The 15,639-nt window shown below is 66.0% G+C and carries 14 protein-coding genes and 1 tRNA gene; 5 read left to right on the top strand and 10 right to left on the bottom strand.

Features of this window, described 5'->3' with window-relative positions:
- The coding region (locus OXQ33_RS16680; RefSeq protein WP_267435819.1) for a hypothetical protein at positions 1–1,068 on the bottom strand (1,068 nt) is incomplete at its 3' end.
- A 251-nt stretch (positions 1,069–1,319) separates the two neighbouring features.
- Here OXQ33_RS16680 and OXQ33_RS16675 point away from each other — a divergent pair.
- Positions 1,320–1,868: an isochorismatase family protein gene (locus OXQ33_RS16675; protein ID WP_267435817.1), complete on the top strand. Its 549-nt coding sequence runs from the start codon at positions 1,320–1,322 to the stop codon at positions 1,866–1,868.
- Positions 1,869–2,053: 185 nt separating this feature from the next.
- Here the strand turns inward: OXQ33_RS16675 and lpdA are convergent, their stop codons facing one another.
- From lpdA to OXQ33_RS16655, 4 genes are read right to left on the bottom strand one after another with little or no spacing between them, the layout of a single operon-like run.
- A complete protein-coding gene (gene lpdA / locus OXQ33_RS16670; RefSeq protein WP_267435815.1) occupies positions 2,054–3,466 on the bottom strand; it encodes a dihydrolipoyl dehydrogenase in 1,413 nt (470 codons plus the stop codon).
- Between the two features lie 60 nt (positions 3,467–3,526).
- Positions 3,527–3,922 carry an acyl-CoA thioesterase gene (locus OXQ33_RS16665; RefSeq protein WP_267435814.1) on the bottom strand — a complete coding sequence of 132 codons (396 nt, stop codon included), beginning with the start codon at positions 3,920–3,922 and terminating at the stop codon, positions 3,527–3,529.
- The gene (locus OXQ33_RS16660) at positions 3,919–4,131 is read right to left on the bottom strand and encodes a hypothetical protein (protein ID WP_267435812.1); all 213 of its coding nucleotides are present in this window, start codon (positions 4,129–4,131) and stop codon (positions 3,919–3,921) included. The genes OXQ33_RS16665 and OXQ33_RS16660 overlap by 4 nt, the downstream gene beginning before the upstream one ends.
- A 19-nt stretch (positions 4,132–4,150) precedes the next feature.
- Positions 4,151–5,479 carry a pyruvate dehydrogenase complex dihydrolipoamide acetyltransferase gene (locus tag OXQ33_RS16655; RefSeq protein WP_267435811.1) on the bottom strand — a complete coding sequence of 443 codons (1,329 nt, stop codon included), beginning with the start codon at positions 5,477–5,479 and terminating at the stop codon, positions 4,151–4,153.
- Positions 5,480–5,608: 129 nt separating this feature from the next.
- Between OXQ33_RS16655 and OXQ33_RS16650 the strand changes: the two genes are divergently transcribed.
- Complete coding sequence (locus tag OXQ33_RS16650) at positions 5,609–6,064, top strand: universal stress protein (RefSeq protein ID WP_267435809.1); 456 nt, start codon at positions 5,609–5,611, stop codon at positions 6,062–6,064.
- 137 nt (positions 6,065–6,201) lie between these two features.
- Here OXQ33_RS16650 and trxB read toward each other — a convergent pair whose 3' ends face one another.
- Positions 6,202–7,170: a thioredoxin-disulfide reductase gene (trxB, locus tag OXQ33_RS16645; protein WP_267435807.1), complete on the bottom strand. Its 969-nt coding sequence runs from the start codon at positions 7,168–7,170 to the stop codon at positions 6,202–6,204.
- A 121-nt stretch (positions 7,171–7,291) separates the two neighbouring features.
- Between trxB and OXQ33_RS16640 the strand changes: the two genes are divergently transcribed.
- Genes OXQ33_RS16640 through fdhD form a run of 3 tightly spaced genes read left to right on the top strand, consistent with a single transcriptional unit; the run spans position 7,292 to position 10,933 of the window.
- Positions 7,292–9,580 (top strand): FdhF/YdeP family oxidoreductase, encoded by a 2,289-nt coding sequence (locus OXQ33_RS16640; protein WP_267435806.1) that lies wholly within the window; start codon positions 7,292–7,294, stop codon positions 9,578–9,580.
- A 10-nt stretch (positions 9,581–9,590) separates the two neighbouring features.
- The gene (locus OXQ33_RS16635; protein ID WP_267435804.1) at positions 9,591–10,097 is read left to right on the top strand and encodes a molybdenum cofactor guanylyltransferase; all 507 of its coding nucleotides are present in this window, start codon (positions 9,591–9,593) and stop codon (positions 10,095–10,097) included.
- The gene (fdhD, locus tag OXQ33_RS16630) at positions 10,094–10,933 is read left to right on the top strand and encodes a formate dehydrogenase accessory sulfurtransferase FdhD (protein WP_267435802.1); all 840 of its coding nucleotides are present in this window, start codon (positions 10,094–10,096) and stop codon (positions 10,931–10,933) included. Before OXQ33_RS16635 ends, fdhD begins: the two co-directional genes overlap by 4 nt.
- 65 nt (positions 10,934–10,998) lie before the next feature.
- Here the strand turns inward: fdhD and OXQ33_RS16625 are convergent, their stop codons facing one another.
- The 4 genes from OXQ33_RS16625 to OXQ33_RS16610 form a co-directional block, all read right to left on the bottom strand.
- Positions 10,999–12,180 carry a GGDEF domain-containing protein gene (locus OXQ33_RS16625; RefSeq protein WP_267435800.1) on the bottom strand — a complete coding sequence of 394 codons (1,182 nt, stop codon included), beginning with the start codon at positions 12,178–12,180 and terminating at the stop codon, positions 10,999–11,001.
- Between the two features lie 573 nt (positions 12,181–12,753).
- Positions 12,754–12,830 (bottom strand) — tRNA-Met (locus OXQ33_RS16620).
- Positions 12,831–12,885: 55 nt separating this feature from the next.
- On the bottom strand, positions 12,886–13,398 hold the full coding sequence (locus tag OXQ33_RS16615) for a 2'-5' RNA ligase family protein (RefSeq protein WP_267435798.1): 513 nt from the start codon (positions 13,396–13,398) through the stop codon (positions 12,886–12,888).
- 3 nt (positions 13,399–13,401) lie between these two features.
- Positions 13,402–15,291 carry a potassium transporter Kup gene (locus OXQ33_RS16610; RefSeq protein WP_267435821.1) on the bottom strand — a complete coding sequence of 630 codons (1,890 nt, stop codon included), beginning with the start codon at positions 15,289–15,291 and terminating at the stop codon, positions 13,402–13,404.
- Positions 15,292–15,639 lie beyond the last annotated feature (348 nt).

Here is a 15,639-nt window from a genome sequence, read left to right as displayed (position 1 = left end):
CCACATGACGGGCACGTCCACCCACTGCCCCGCCATGCGCTGCCACGTCAGGGCGACACGCCCCGGCTGCGTCAGGCCGAGATCATTGGGCTCGCTCGCCTCGGGCGGACTGGCGCCGGGCCAGCGCGCGGGCACCCATAGCCGCCATGTCGAATTCGCATGCCCCAGCCTCTGTTCGGCATAGGCGGCCGGATGATGCACGATGGCGGGGGCCAGCCGGGCATAGATGCGGCCCGGGGGCGTGGCTTCGAACCTCTGGAGCACGGTACCGCACCGGGTCGGCTCGCCCAACGGGTCCCAGAAGAATGGCTTCACGCATCGCTTCGCGGCGATCGCCGCAATCTCCGTGGCGCTCAGGCCCAGTCTCGGGTCGTCGCCCACCTGCACCGCGATCCCCGCCAGGTCGTACAGCGCCTGGGTCCGCGCGACGCCGCTATCCTTCGCCCCCAGCAGGCGATGGTTCACGACCGGTGACAGAATGAGCGTCGCCAACGTCAGCCCGATGACGATCGCGATCCGGCTCCGCCAGCGCGCGGCGACGAGAAGCGCGACGAGCGGCGCGATGGCGAAGACCGCATTGGCCCGGACCAGCGCGGCATAGGTGAGCAGCAGCCCCGCCGCCATCCAGGCCGCAGGCGGGACGCTTCGCTCGCGCAACCGCCACCAGCCGATGATCCCGATGGCGGCGAGCGCCGCGCCGGTCATCTGCGCGTCCTTCAGGACGGTGACCTGCCAGCCGAGCCAGGGCGGCACCAGCCCGATCGCCAGCACCATCAGCGCCGCACGCGGCCGCCGGTCGACGATCGCCGCCGCCACGCCGCCCAGCCCCAGCCACCAGCCCGCCATTTGCAGCGCCAGCATCGGTCCGGCGCCATGGCCGACGAACAGCGACCAGAGCCGCGCCATCACCGGCGGATGCCAGTCATCATACTGACCGCTCAGCGCCTGACCATATTGGCCGACGCTGTCATATTCGACATAGCCGGGCGCGAAGATCAGCATGCTGAGCCCGAACAGGACCAGCGTGGCGACGACGATGCGCAGGCGGTGGCTAAGGGCTCGGGTCATGACGGACGCGACCGATGCGGCCAAAAGCGGATGTTTCGCAAGCGGAATGCGGTGCATCGCGGCATGGCGATGCCGATCGGCCGGCATGACCTTTGCGTTATGGGCTGGCCCGAACGCCCCGCTCCGGCTAGCCCCGATCGAGGTTCAGATATGCCGTTCTTTCCCTCGCCCCTCATGGAGGGGAGAGGGAAGAAGAAGTAGCATGAATGTCGATTAGCCCTAACATCGCTCGGCCAATAGGGGGACAGGCCTTGGACAACGACACCGCGCTTATGATCATCGACATGCAGATGGCGATGCAACAGCGGATCGAGGACGGGCGGCCGCACGTCAATGGGGGTGCGCCCACCGCCATCGAAGCGCTGGCCGCCGCTTTCCGCGACGCGGGACGCCCGGTGATCCATATCCGCCATGCCGAGTCCGATCCCGCCTCGCCCCTGCACCCCGATGCGCCGGGATATCCGCCGATGCCCTGTGCGCGGGAGTGGCCGGGCGAGACGGTGCTGGTGAAGACCACCTCCTCCGCCTTCCCCAGCACGTCGCTGGAAACCCATTTGCGCGAGCGGGGCATCGCGCATCTGTACGTCGTCGGCGCGGTGGCGGGGTTCTGCGTCAACTCGACCGTGCGCTCGGCCAGCGATCTGGGCTTTGCCGTGACCGTCGTGACCGATGCGGTGATCGGCTTCGATCTACCCTCCGCCGGGCTCGATGCGCGGACCATCTTCGATGTGACGATGGGCCTGCTGGAGGCGGATTTCGCGACCTTGCGCGAGAGTGTTGCGGTGATCGCGGAGCTTTGACGCTTTGCTCTTGGCAGGGTGACCGACATAGCCTTCGACTTCGCTCAGGCTGAACGGAGGCTGGGATATTTCTCGATCTCCCTCGAGCCGTTCAGCCTGAGCGAAGTCGAAGGCCAAGGAAATCCCCCTACGAAAAAGGGGCCCGCCACCGCGAGCCCCTTTTCCCAAGTCAGATTAAGCAGCAATCAGATGTGCAGCGCGCGCCCGTAAGCGGCCAGCACCGACTCATGCATGGATTCCGAGATGGTCGGGTGCGCGAACACCGTTTCCATCAGCTCGGCCTCGGTCGTCTCCAGCTGGCGGGCGACGACATAGCCCTGGATCATCTCGGTCACCTCCGCGCCGACCATGTGCGCGCCGAGCAACTCGCCGGTCTTGGCGTCGAATACCGTCTTCACGAAACCTTCCGCCTCGCCCAGCGCGATCGCCTTGCCGTTGCCGATGAAGGGGAACTTGCCGACCTTGACCTCGTAACCGGCTTCCTTGGCCTTCGCTTCGGTCAGGCCGACCGACGCGACCTGAGGACGCGAATAGGTGCAACCCGGGATATTGCCCTTGTCCATCGCGTGGGGGTGGACATCCTTGTTGCCCAGCGCCTGCGCAATGGCCTCGGCGGCGATCACGCCCTCATGGCTCGCCTTGTGCGCCAGCCAGGGTGCGCCGGTCACGTCGCCGATCGCCCAGATGCCGTCGACATTGGTGCGGCCATAGCCGTCGGTCTTGATGTGGCCGCGATCGGTGGCGATGCCCAGCTTCTCCAGACCGATATTCTCGGTGTTGGGAACGATGCCGATGGCGACGATCGCGTGGCTGAACTCGGCGGTCTCGACCTTGCCGTCCGGGCCCTTGATCTGGGCCTTCACGCCCGACGCGGTCGCCTCCAGTTTTTCCAGGCCGGTCTTGGTCTTGATGGTCATGCCGAACTTGGTCAGCTGCTTGGTCATGAACTCGCTGACTTCGGCATCCTCGACCGGCATGATCCGGTCGAGCATCTCGACGATGGTCACTTCCGCACCCATGTCGTTGTAGAAGCTGGCGAACTCGACGCCGATCGCGCCCGAGCCGATGACCAGCAGCTTGGTCGGCATGGCGGGCGGCACCATCGCATGGCGATAGGTCCAGATCCGCTCGCCGTCCGCCTTGGCGAAGGGCAGGTCGCGGGCCCGCGCGCCGGTGGCGACGATGATGTGCTTGGCGGTCAGCTCGGTGGTCTTGTCGCCCTGGACGACCGACAGCTTGCCCTTACCCGTGATGGTGCCGACGCCCTCATGGACGGCGACCTTGTTCTTCTTCATCAGGCCCTTGACGCCGGCATTGAGCTGGCCCGCCACCTTGCGGCTGCGATCGACCACCTTCTCCAGGCTGAACGAGGGCTTTTCGACCGACAGGCCGTACTGCGCGGCATGGGTCATGTAATGATAGACTTCGGCCGAGCGCAGCAGCGCCTTGGTCGGGATACAGCCCCAGTTGAGGCAGATGCCGCCCAGCCGCTCGCGCTCGACGATCGCGACCTTCAGGCCAAGCTGGCTCGCGCGGATCGCCGCGACATAGCCGCCGGGGCCGGAGCCGAGGACGATAAGGTCGTAAGTGTCAGCCACTTTGCTCTTCCTTCTGAACGCGCGCCTTGGCGGTGCGTGGGGTTCGCCCCCAAGTAAATTTCAGTCTTCGGCCGGGGCCATCGGCGGAACGGTGCGCGGCTTGCGGTCCTTGTCGGTCGCGACGAACACGAAGCGCGCCTGCGTGACCTTGGTCGCGTCCTCCATGTGGCGGGCGCGGCGCCAGGCCTCGACCTCGATGGTCATCGACGTGTTGCCGACGCGGACCAGCGTCGCATAGACCGACACTTCATCACCAACGAGCACGGGGGCGTGGAACTTCATGCCCTCCGCCGCGATGGTGACCGCGCGGCCGCCCGAGTGGCGCGACGCCACCGAGCCCGCCGCCAAGTCCATCTGCCCCATCAGCCAGCCGCCGAAGATATCGCCATACGGATTGGCGTCGGACGGCATGGCGGTGACGCGGATGGTAGGGTTCTGTTCGGGCAGCGTGCTCATTGTTCCGAATGCCTCCGTGCCATGCGATCGGCGATGCGGGCGCGGTGGAGCGGGCCAATGCCCATCGCCAGCGTCGCGATCATCGCCCCTGCCCCGCACCACCAGATTTCGGTGCGGGCCAGCGGATAGGCCCAGGCGGCGGCCCAGGTCATGACGAGCGCCGCCACCAGCCCCAGGCCGATATAGAACAGCTCGGTCCGAACCCGCACGACGCCGCCCCCGACGCGCTTAGGCGAGCATGGCGAGCGGACGCTCGACCAGCTCCTTGAACACCTTCATCAGCTCGGCACCGTCGGCACCGTCGATGGCGCGGTGGTCGAAGCTGCCGGTCGCCGACATGACGGTCGCCACACCCAGTTGGTCGTCGACGATATAGGGGCGCTTCTCGCCCGCGCCGATCGCCAGGATCATGCCCTGGGGCGGGTTGATGACCGCCTCGAACTGCTTGATGCCGAACATGCCCATGTTCGAGATCGAGGCGGTGCCGCCCTGGAATTCATGCGGCTGCAACTTGTTGTCGCGAGCGCGGGTGGCCAGGTCCTTCATCGTGGTCGAGATGGACGACAGCGAGCGGGTATCGGCCTCCGACACAATCGGGGTAATCAGGCCAGCAGGCGTCGACACCGCGACCGAGATGTCGGCGCGCTTGAAGCTGATGAGCTGGTCCGGGGTGAACATGACGTTGCACTTCGGGACAGCCATCAGCGCGACGCCAAGCGCCTTGATCAGCATGTCGTTGACCGACAGCTTCACGCCGCGCGATTCGAGACCGGCGTTCAATTCGCCACGCAGCTTGAGCAGCGCGTCGAGGCGCACGTCCACCGTCAGATAGATGTGCGGCACCTGTTGCTTCGATTCGGTCAGGCGGCGCGCGATGGTCTTGCGCATGTTGGACAGCTTCGACGCCTCGTGCGGTATATCCGGCACCTGGGCGGGCTTCGGCGCGGCCGGAGCGGCAGCGGTTTCGGCCGGAGCAGAAGCGGAGACCGGAGCGGCCTTGGCCTGGCCCGGCTGCGCATTCTCGACGTCGGCCTTCACGATGCGGCCGTTCGGGCCCGAGCCGGTCAGCGCGGACAGGTCGAGGCCCTTTTGCGAAGCGATGCGGCGCGCCAGCGGGCTGGCGATCGCGCGGCCGTTGCCAGCCTTGCTGCCCGAATCGGCAGGCTTGCCGTGATCCTCAGCCTGCTCGACCGTGCGCTCGGCGGGCTTCGCCTCGCTGCCGGTCTTGTTGGGATCGGTGGGGTCGGTCGGCATCGGCTTGGCGGGAGCCGGGGTTTCCGACTTGGTCGGGGCCTGGACCGACGAAGCATCCTCGCCCTCTTCGGCCAGGATCGCGATGACGGTGCCGACCTTCACATTGTCCGAACCTTCGGACACGAGGATCTTGGCGATCACGCCCTCGTCGACGGCTTCGAATTCCATCGTCGCCTTGTCGGTTTCGATCTCGGCCATGATGTCGCCGGACTTCACGGTATCGCCTTCCTTCACCAGCCATTTGGCCAGCGTGCCTTCCTCCATGGTCGGCGACAGCGCGGGCATCTTGATCTCGATCGACATGGAGGTCCTCTCGGGGCAAACCAATTCCGTAGCGGCCCGTCTCTTGCGCCCGAATGGCGCTTGGTCAAGTCATGGCCTTGCACGAAATACTATGTCACGGCATCGGTCGGAGACAAAAAGGGGGCCGCCATGCGTATCTATCTGGTCGTGATCGACGATAGCCCGGAGTCGAAAATCGCCCTGCGCTTCGCGGCAAGGCGGGCGGTGAAGACCGGCGGCGGGGTGGAAATCCTGACCATGCTGCCCCCGCAGGAGTTCATCGCGTTCGGCGGCGTGCAGGCAACGATCGAGGACGAGGCGCGCCAGCAGGCCGAGGCGCTGCTCGCCAGTGCGGCTGGCACCATATTGGACGAATCGGGCCTGCGCCCCTCGATCACGGTGCGCGAGGGCGACGGGCCGAAGGTGATCCGCGAGATCATCGCCGCCAATCCCGACATCGCCGCGCTGGTGCTGGGCGCGGCGGCCAGCGGCGCACCGGGCAAGCTGGTGAGCCATTTCGCCGGCACCGATGCCGGCGCGCTGCCGGTGCCGGTGATGATCATTCCGGGATCGCTGACGCCCGAAGCGATCGACCGGCTGAGTTGACGATGATTCCTCCCCTGCAAGGGGAGGTGTCAGGCCGTCAGGCCTGACGGAGGGGTGTCGCCCCTATAGATAGCGGGACACCCCTCCGACGCGCTTCGCGCGCCACCTCCCCTTACAGGGGAGGAATTGGGAGGATTCTACTCCGCCGCCTTGGCCATGTCCTCGAACTCCGCCGCCGCCAGGAAACGCTCGGCGTCCAGCGCGGCCATGCAGCCGGTGCCCGCCGCCGTCACCGCCTGGCGATAGACCTTGTCCGCCACGTCGCCGCAGGCGAACACGCCCGGCACGCTGGTACGGGTCGAACCCGTCTCGACCGCGATATAGCCGTCCGAATCCAGCTCCAGATGCCCCCGGAACAGCTCGGTCGCCGGGTGGTGACCGATCGCGACGAAGCCACCCTCGACGTCCAGGCGGCTATGCTCGCCGGTGACGGTGTCGAGCAGGTCCAGCGCGATGAGGCCCGCATTGCCGCCGCCGTCGACGAACTCGCGGACTTCCTTGTTCCAGAGGACCTTCACGTTCGGATGGGCGAACAGCCGCTCCTGAAGGATACGCTCGGCGCGCAGCGAATCACGGCGGTGGATCAGCGTCACGTCGTCCGAATGGTTGGTCAGGTACAGCGCCTCCTCGACCGCAGTATTGCCGCCGCCGATCACCGCCACCTTCTTGCCGCGATAGAAGAAGCCATCGCAGGTCGCGCAGGCCGACACGCCCTTGCCCTTCATCGCGTCCTCGCTGTCGAGGCCCAGCCACTTGGCCTGAGCGCCGGTCGCGATGACCAGCACCTCGCCCTCATAGACGTCGCCGCCGTCACCGATCAGGCGGAACGGACGGCTGGTCAGGTCGACCTCGGTGATCGTGTCCCACATCATCCGCGCGCCGACATGCTCGGCCTGCTTCTGCATTTGCTCCATCAGCCAGGGGCCCTGGATCACATCGGCGAAACCGGGGTAATTCTCGACATCGGTGGTGGTGGTCAGCTGACCGCCCGGCTGGATGCCCTGCACCACGATCGGCCGCATCCCCGCCCGCGCGCCATAAATGGCGGCGGACAGTCCGGCGGGGCCGGAACCGAGGATGAGCATGCGGGTGGCGTGGGTGGTCATGTCGGAATCCTGTGAAGCATGTTTGCGCCCTAGATAGTCACACGAGCGACAAAAATGAACTGCTTCTCATGCGGCCATTCGGCGCTTGCTTCGTTCAGCGTTTCGAGTGGAGATTTGCCCGATGCGCGACGACGACGATGTGAAGATCACCGAATATACCGCCCCCGCCGGCGGTTGGGGTTCGATGAAGGGCATGGCCAAGATCCTGCCCAAGGAGGGGCTGGGGCCGGAAACGCTCGACACGCTACGTCGCCAGAACAAGCCCGGCGGGGTGATGTGCGTGAGCTGCGCCTGGGGCAAGCCCGCCAAGCCGCACATCGCCGAATTCTGCGAGAATGGCGCGAAGGCGACCGCCTGGGAACTCAGCTCCCTTCGCGTCACGCCGGACTTCTTCGCCCGGCACACGGTCACCGAATTGGAGGCCTGGCCCGACCATGACCTGGAACAGGCGGGCCGCCTGACCCATCCGATGCGCTATGACCGCGCGACGGACAAATATGTCGCGGTCAGTTGGGACGATGCCTTCGCCGCGATCGGGCGGAAGCTGAAGACGTGCGATCCGACCAAGGTCGTCCTCTACGCCTCGGGCCGCGCCTCCCTCGAAACCTCGTTCATGTACTCGCTGTTCGCGCGGATGTGGGGGCAGCAGAACCTGCCCGACAGCTCGAACATGTGCCATGAGACGACCTCGGTCGGCCTCAAGTCCGCCATCGGATCGCCCGTCGCGACGATCCAGATGGAGGATTACGACAAGTGCGACGCGATCTTCTCCTTCGGGCAGAATGTCGCGACCAACGCCCCCCGGATGCTCCACAACCTCCAGGCCTGCGCCAAGCGCGGGGTGGAGATCGTGACCTTCAATCCCTTGCGCGAGCGCGGATGGGAGCGCTTCGCCTCGCCGCAGAACCCGGTGCAGATGCTGACCGGCAGCTCGACCGACATCTCCAGCCAGTATCATCAGGTGAAGGCGGGCGGCGACATCGCCGCGCTGACCGGCATCTGCAAGCTGGTGATCGAGGAAGACGACCGCGCGGTCGCCAAGGGGACGAAGCGCATCCTCGACCATCACTTCATCGAACAGCACACGACCCGGTTCGAGGATTTCGCCCATTACTGCCGCAACGCCGCGTGGAGCGAGATCATCCGCGACTCCGGCCTGACCCGCGACGCGATCGAGCAGGCCGCGCGCGTCTATATGAAATCCGAACGCGTGATCGCGGTCTATGGCATGGGCATCACCCAGCACCGCTATGGCATCGACGCGCTGCACATGATCGTCAACCTGCTCCTGCTGCGCGGCAATATCGGCCGCGAGGGCGCGGGGCCGGGCCCGGTGCGCGGGCACAGCAATGTGCAGGGCCAGCGGACCGTCGGCATCACCGAGAAGACCGAACTCGCCCCCGTCGAACGATTGAAGGAACTCTTCGAGTTCGAGCCGCCGACCGAGGATGGCTGGGACACGGTCGAGGCCTGCCGCCAGATCATCGCGGGGACCGCCCAGGGCTTCGTCCAGCTTGGCGGCAACTTCCTGCGTGCAACGCCCGAACATGCCAAGATGAAGGCGGCCTGGAGCAAGCTGCCCATCACCGTCCATATCGCCACCAAGCTCAACAAGAGCCATCTGGTGCCGGGCGAGGAAAGCTACATCCTCCCCTGCCTGGGGCGGCTGGAGACCGATATGCAAAAGGGCGGTCGCCAGGCGGTGTCGATGGAGGATTCGTTCAGCCATATCTACGGCTCGGTCGGCAAGGCGACGCCCGCCGCTGATACGCTCCTGTCCGAACCCGCCATCGTCGCGGGCATCGCCAAGGCGGTGCTGGAGCCCAATCCCAACGTCCCGTGGGACGAATGGGTCGGCGATTATGCTCAGGTCCGCATCGCCATCGAGAATGTCTACCCGGACAAGTTCGCCAATTTCAACGAACGCCTGTTCGAGCCGGGCGGCTTCTGGAAGGGCAATCCCGCCTCGCACCGCCAATGGGAAACCGAGAGCGGCAAGGCCGAGTTCAACGTACCGCGCGCGATGGACGCTTCCGGTATCACCCCCGCCGAGGGCCGGATGCGGCTGATCACGCTGCGCTCCAACGACCAGTTCAACACGACCATCTATGGTTATGACGATCGCTTCCGGGGGATCAGCGGGACGCGCATGGTCGCGATGATGAACAAGGCCGACATCGCCAAACTCGGCCTGACCGATGGCCAGACCATCGCGCTGGAGGGCGATGCCGATGACGGCGAGCACCGCGTGGTCGAGGGGCTGCGGGTGGTCGAGTACAACATCCCGGAAGGCTGCATCGGCGGCTATTACCCGGAGCTCAACTATCTGATCCCGCTGGAACATCATGCACTGGAAAGCCATGTGCCCGCGGGCAAGTCCGTACCGGTGAAAGTGCGCGCCCAGGCATGAGAAGGCGGTCATGAGCATATTGGGAGCCGTACTGGCCGGGGGGCGATCGTCGCGCTTCGGATCGAACAAGGCGGTCGCCATGTTCGGCAACCGGACATTGGTGGCGCATGCCCGCGCCACCATCGCCCCCTATTGCACGCATGTGGTGCAGGTGGGCGGAGATGACGGCGTGCCCGACATGCCCGAGCCCGACCTGGGCCCCTTGGGCGGCATCGCCGGGGCACTGGATTATGCCGCCGCCAACGGCTTTCGCTGCGTGCTGACGATCGGATGCGACATGCCGCGCCTGCCGGACGGGCTGATCCAGGCAATATTGCGGCGCGAGCCCAGCTATTGTCAGGACGCGCCGGTGCTGGGGCTATGGCCCGCCGCGCTGGGCGCGCATCTGATGGCGCATCTGTCGCTGGGGCACGATCGGTCGGTGCGCGGCTGGACCCGCGCGATCGGGGCGCTTCCGGTCCCCTCGCCCGAGCCGATCGCCAATGTGAACACCCCCGCCGACCTCGCTGCCCTGTGAGCGTCCCTGTAAACGTCGATGCCGAGCCGACCCGGCCGCTGACATTGCTGCGCCTGTCCCCGGACGGGCAAGCGTCGCCGATCGAGCGCGCCGTCGCGGTGGAATGCCCCGTCGCGATCGAGGTGGACGGTTTCGGCTATGCCGTGATGATGATGACGCCCCAGCGGCTGGAGGATTTCGCCACCGGCTTCCTCCTGACCGAGCGGCTGATCGATACGCCGCGCGACATCCTCGCCATCGAGCCCTTTGCGGCGGATGCGGGGTGGATCGTCCGCGTCACCCTTGCCGGGCATCTGCGCGGCCGGATGCAGGATCGGGTGCGCCACCGGACCAGCGACACGAGTTGCGGGCTATGCGGGCTGTCGGGGCTGGAGCAGATCGCCCGTCCGGTGACGAAGCGCCCCCCCGCCCCACGGGTCGCCCCCGCGACGCTGTTCGCCGCGCTGGACGATATCCGCGCGCATCAGCCGCTCAACGCCCGGACCGGCGCGATCCATGCCGCCATCGCCTGCGATGCGACCGGCCAGGTGCTGGCGGCGGCGGAGGATGTCGGGCGGCACAATGCCCTCGACAAGCTGGTGGGACGACTGGCGGTCGAGCCGGATCGCCGCGCCGACTTTGTCCTCGTCACCTCGCGCATCAGCTACGAGATGGTGGACAAGGCGCTGGTGGCGGGGGTCGGCCTGCTGATCGGCATTTCGGCCCCGACCAGCCTGGCGATCGACCATGCCCGCGCGCACGACCTGACCCTGATCGCATTGGCCCGCGCCGACGCGATGCTGGTCGCGCACGATCCTCACCGGTTATTCGACTGGAGCGGGATGACATCAGGTTGATCCACCCCTCCCCTTCAGGGGAGGGGCTCGGCTCGGGTCGACTCCATGTCATCCTGCTCTAAAATCTATCCCGCGACGAGGCGCGCGCTTTCGGGCCAGACGAGGTTGCGCTCGGGCACGACATCGCTGCGGTCGTGCAGGATACGGTCGCGCCCCGCCCGCTTCGCGCGATAGGCCAGTTGATCCGCGCGCGCGACCAGTCCTTCCAGCGTCTCCCCCTTGATATAGCGGACGACCCCGCCGCTGACCGTCAAGCGCGGCATGCCCGGGTCCATGAACGACTCCAGCGCGACGCGGATCGACCTACCCAATCGGGTCGCACGGTTGTCGATCGCATCCGGCGCGCTTTCCCCATCGGGAACCAGCAGCGCGAATTCCTCGCCCCCCATGCGCACGGTCAGCACATCGCGCGTCGCCAGCGTCTCCAGCAGGCGGGCAAAGGCGACCAGCACCGCGTCGCCGGTCGCATGACCATAGTCATCGTTGATCCGCTTGAAGTAATCCAGGTCGAGCACCAGCACATACAGGCCCCGCCCGTCCCGCTCCGCCTCGGCCATCAGTCGGGGCGCGATCCGGTTCAATCCGCGCCGGTTGGTCAATTTGGTCAGCGGATCGGTCTCGGCATCGAGAATGCTCTCCTCCAGGGCCTTTTGGATGACCAGCAGCATCAGGCACAGCCCCGCCGCGACCAGCAGCACGCCGGTCGAAACCTGCGACGCCACGGCGTAGACACTGTTGGCATAGGCCTTGGCCGAAGCGCCCGAGCCCAGCGAAATGGCCAGGAAGGGCTTTGCCAGGAAATGGCCGCAGATGATGCCGAAAATGCCCATCAGCAGACCACGGATCGGCCCCTTCTGCCCGATCCACCGCACCGCCAATAGCACCAGGAACGACGCGATGGCGAAGGGCAGCTGGAACAACAGCTCATAGGGCATGGTGCCGCGCGCGCCGCCCCAGATCGCCAGCCGCAGCGCGATCCCGGCGATCCAGACCAGCAGCGCGAATCGCCAGCTTGGGCGTCGCCCGGCAAAGGCCTGCACCCCCACCGACATCATCAGGATACCGCCCAGGAACACCGCATAGCCGAACAGCGAAAAGATCGGGACATGATCGGTGAAGCGGATCATCAACTCGCATACCGGGGTCAGGAACCCCAGAAAGTAGCTGCCCATGAACCACGCCGCCGCCCGCTGGCGCGGATAGGACACGGCCACCACGCCATAGGTCATGACGAACAGCGCTGCCATGCAGCTATTGGCTATCAGTGCGTAGACTGCAGCGTTCACGGCGTAAGAACCAAAGCCCCCCTGAAATCTTTGGGATTTCCTATCCTTCAGATGCGAAGGAGCGGTTAAAATGCATGTCGATTCGTAACCTTACATGCCATCCGTCTCGGTCGAAGCGATACAGCAACCTGGATCAAGATTCCATGCCGCACTCAACGGCATGCCCGTAAATTATCGGAATACCACATTTATCTCACGATACCTTGCGGCAGGTTGGTTTCCGAACCGAATTGGTCGGCCAAATCATCCGATTTGCCGATCATGGAAAGGCCGCAGGTCCGCAAGTCACATGCCGTCGAAACACGTTAAAGGGGGCGACATGTCGCCCAAACTTGATCCGGTTCGGATCAAATCTACGGAGCGGCAAGAACGATCTCGGGAACGAGCGGCGCGCCATGACGGGATGGAAGTCGACAGCGCGCGCCCATTGGGGGCGCCACCCGCCACAATAGAAGTAAGCCCATTCCCGGACGGAAGGCCACGACACGCGCGGAGAGCGTAACACGCTTCGAAATGTTGGGAAAATACACCGGGTGGTAGCGAAGGAGGGACTTGAACCCCCGACACGCGGATTATGATTCCGCTGCTCTAACCAGCTGAGCTACTTCGCCATGCTAGGCGTTCCACCCGGTGGAGGCGCGCCTATAGACAGGGGTTTTCAGGGCGTCAAGCGAACAAATGACGCGAGATCATTTCCCACGGACCGCCCCGATACCACCATGCGCCCAGCCCGATCAGCTCGACCGCGCGGGGACGGAAATCGCGCTCCATCTGTTGCAGCAGCAGCTTGGCGGTGGTCGGCGTCACCTTGTTCTGGACGGTGACATGCGGCCGCCATCCGCCCGCATCCTGCGGGGTCAGCAGACCGGCAAAGGCCTCGACCAGATCGCGACGGATGGCGACCAGTCCCGGCGACTCGATCCGGATCGCGACACCCCGGCCCAGCGACATCACCCCGCCCGCCCGGGCCTCCGGCGCGCGAAGCCCGCGCGTCAGGCCGTTCAGCCGGTGCTTCAATTCCGCCTCGACCGAGGGGGGCAGATGGTGGAACAGCGTGCAATGCGCGTCGAGGACGTTGCGCTCGGGCGGGAAATGCTCGCGCCGCAGCCCGTCGAACCAGCTTTGGTCCGCCCGCCCGAACAGGGCGGAGACGATGATCGGCGCGGGAGCGGACGACACGCGCTAGATTTCCACCTGGCTGCCCAGTTCGACCACGCGGTTGGTCGGCAGGCGGAAGAACTCCATCGCGCTTTCGGCGTTGCGCAGCATCCAGGAGAACAGCTTTTCGCGCCATACCGACATGCCGGGCCGCTCCGCCGCCAGCAGCGTCTGGCGCGACAGGAAGAAGCTGGTGTCCATCATCTTGAAGCTGCCGCCCGCCATCTCGACCCGCTTCAGCGCGGCGGGGACGTCGGCCTCCTCCATGAAGCCGAAGCGCAGGACCAGGCGGTGGAAGCCGTGCCCCAGATCGTCCAGCTTGGCGCGGTCATCCTCGGGCCAATAGGGCTGGCTGACGATCTTGACGGTCAACAGGATGATCCGCTCGTGCAGCACCTTGTTGTGCTTCAGATTGTGGAGCAGCGCGTGCGGCACCCCCTCGGGCGAGGAGGTCATGAAGATCGCGGTGCCCGGCACCCGGCTCGCCGCACCCGCCGCCGAATCGATGAAGATATGGATCGGCATCGTCCCCTCCCGCAGGCGCTGGATCATCAGCTTGCGGCCCGTCGACCAGGTGGTGAGGAAGGTGAAGATGATGAAGCCGACCAGCAGCGGGAACCAGCCCCCGGCGGGAACCTTGGTCAGGTTGGCGAGGAAATAGGCCCCGTCGACCAGGAAGAACAGCGCCAGCAAGGGCACGGCGGCATAGAGCGGCCACTTCCACAACCGGGTCAGCGCGACGCCCAGCAGGCAGGTATCGATCAGCATCGCCCCCGTCACCGCGATGCCATAGGCCGAGGTCAGGTTGGACGACGACCGGAAGAACAACACCAGCAGGATCACCATCACCATCAGCATCCAGTTGATGAGCGGGATGTAGATCTGCCCGGCGGTCGCCGCCGAGGTATGTTCGATCCGCAGACGCGGCATGAAGCCGAGCTGGATCGCCTGTTGCGTGACCGAGAAGGCCCCGGTGATCACCGCCTGGCTGGCGATGACGGCGGCGGCGGTGGCCAGGATGACGAGCGGCAGCTGCAACCCTTCGGGCGCCAGCATGTAGAAGGGGCTCTCCAGCGCCGCCGCGCCCTCGCGGAACAGCAGCGCCCCCTGCCCCATATAGTTGAGCATCAGCGCGGGGAGCACGAAGACCAGCCACGACAGGCCGATCGGCCGCCGCCCGAAATGCCCCATATCGGCATAGAGCGCCTCCGCGCCTGTCACCGCCAGCACCACCGAGCCTAGCGCCAGGAAACCGCGCAACGGGTCGATGAAGAAGAACTGGATCGCATAATGCGGCGACAGCGCCCACAGCACGCCCGGCGTCTGGATGAAGCTCAGCACCCCCAGCACCGCGATCGACGCGAAATAGACGAGCATGACGGGGCCGAAGAACAGGCCCACCCGCTCGGTCCCCGACCGCTGGATCTTGAACAGCACGATCAGGATGGTGATCGCGATCGGCAGGACGAAGCCGCCGAATGCGGGCGCGGCGACCGCCAAGCCCTCGACCGCGCTGAGCACGGTGACGGCGGGCGTGATCATGCTGTCGCCATAGAAGAGCGCGGTGGCGAACACGCCCAGCAGCACGATCCCGCGCGACCAGCGCCGCGTCTTGGTCTGCCCCGACACAAGTGCGAGCAGCGCCAGGCTGCCCCCCTCGCCCTTATTGTCGGCGCGCATGATGATCGCGACATATTTGACCGACACGACGATCATCATCGACCAGAAGATCAGGCTGACGACGCCCAGGATATGCGCCGTGTCGAGCGGCAGCGGATGGTGCGGGTTCGCGAAGGTTTCGCGGAACGCATAAAGCGGGCTGGTGCCGATATCGCCGAACACGACGCCGATCGCCCCCAGCGCGAGGCGCGCCATGCCCTGCGGATGATGCGGCTGCGCATCGTCGTTCGCCATGATCGCGTTTCCGGTCGGTGCGATGCTCATGACCGGGCGATCGTGCCGGTGATGGGAAGGATCATCGGCGACATGAGTGGCAACCCTGTGATCATCGCGACGCCCTAGCATGGCCCCAAAAGGCCAGCAACGCGGACGCATCGTGCTTGTTGCGTTCCGGCACGATTTGGCGGGGCGGGCGATGCGGCGGTGCAACAGTGGTGTGGGGCTCTGCGAGGCTCCGTTGCCCTCCCCCAACCCCTCCCGCCTGCGGGAGGGGAGAGGTGCTGGACGACGAACGGCCCGCCAACCCACAGGTCGGTACTGGGCGGCGGCGCACACCGCTCGCCAAGAGCACGCCCCTCCCGC

The organism is Sphingomonas sp. GM_Shp_1 (assembly GCF_026540895.1).
Taxonomy (GTDB): Bacteria; Pseudomonadota; Alphaproteobacteria; order Sphingomonadales; family Sphingomonadaceae; genus Sphingomonas.
Note: the sequence above shows the minus strand (reverse complement) of the source record. Positions and strands in the feature narration are given on the sequence as shown.

Coding starts and splice junctions, on each gene's coding strand:
- OXQ33_RS16665 (WP_267435814.1), bottom strand. CDS start 3,922: ATGAGCACGCTGCCCGAACAGAACCCTACCATCCGCGTCACCGCCATG.
- OXQ33_RS16625 (WP_267435800.1), bottom strand. CDS start 12,180: ATGGCAGCGCTGTTCGTCATGACCTATGGCGTGGTGGCCGTGTCCTAT.
- trxB (WP_267435807.1), bottom strand. CDS start 7,170: ATGACCACCCACGCCACCCGCATGCTCATCCTCGGTTCCGGCCCCGCC.
- OXQ33_RS16655 (WP_267435811.1), bottom strand. CDS start 5,479: ATGTCGATCGAGATCAAGATGCCCGCGCTGTCGCCGACCATGGAGGAA.
- OXQ33_RS16635 (WP_267435804.1), top strand. CDS start 9,591: ATGAGCATATTGGGAGCCGTACTGGCCGGGGGGCGATCGTCGCGCTTC.
- OXQ33_RS16650 (WP_267435809.1), top strand. CDS start 5,609: ATGCGTATCTATCTGGTCGTGATCGACGATAGCCCGGAGTCGAAAATC.
- OXQ33_RS16640 (WP_267435806.1), top strand. CDS start 7,292: ATGCGCGACGACGACGATGTGAAGATCACCGAATATACCGCCCCCGCC.
- OXQ33_RS16610 (WP_267435821.1), bottom strand. CDS start 15,291: ATGGCGAACGACGATGCGCAGCCGCATCATCCGCAGGGCATGGCGCGC.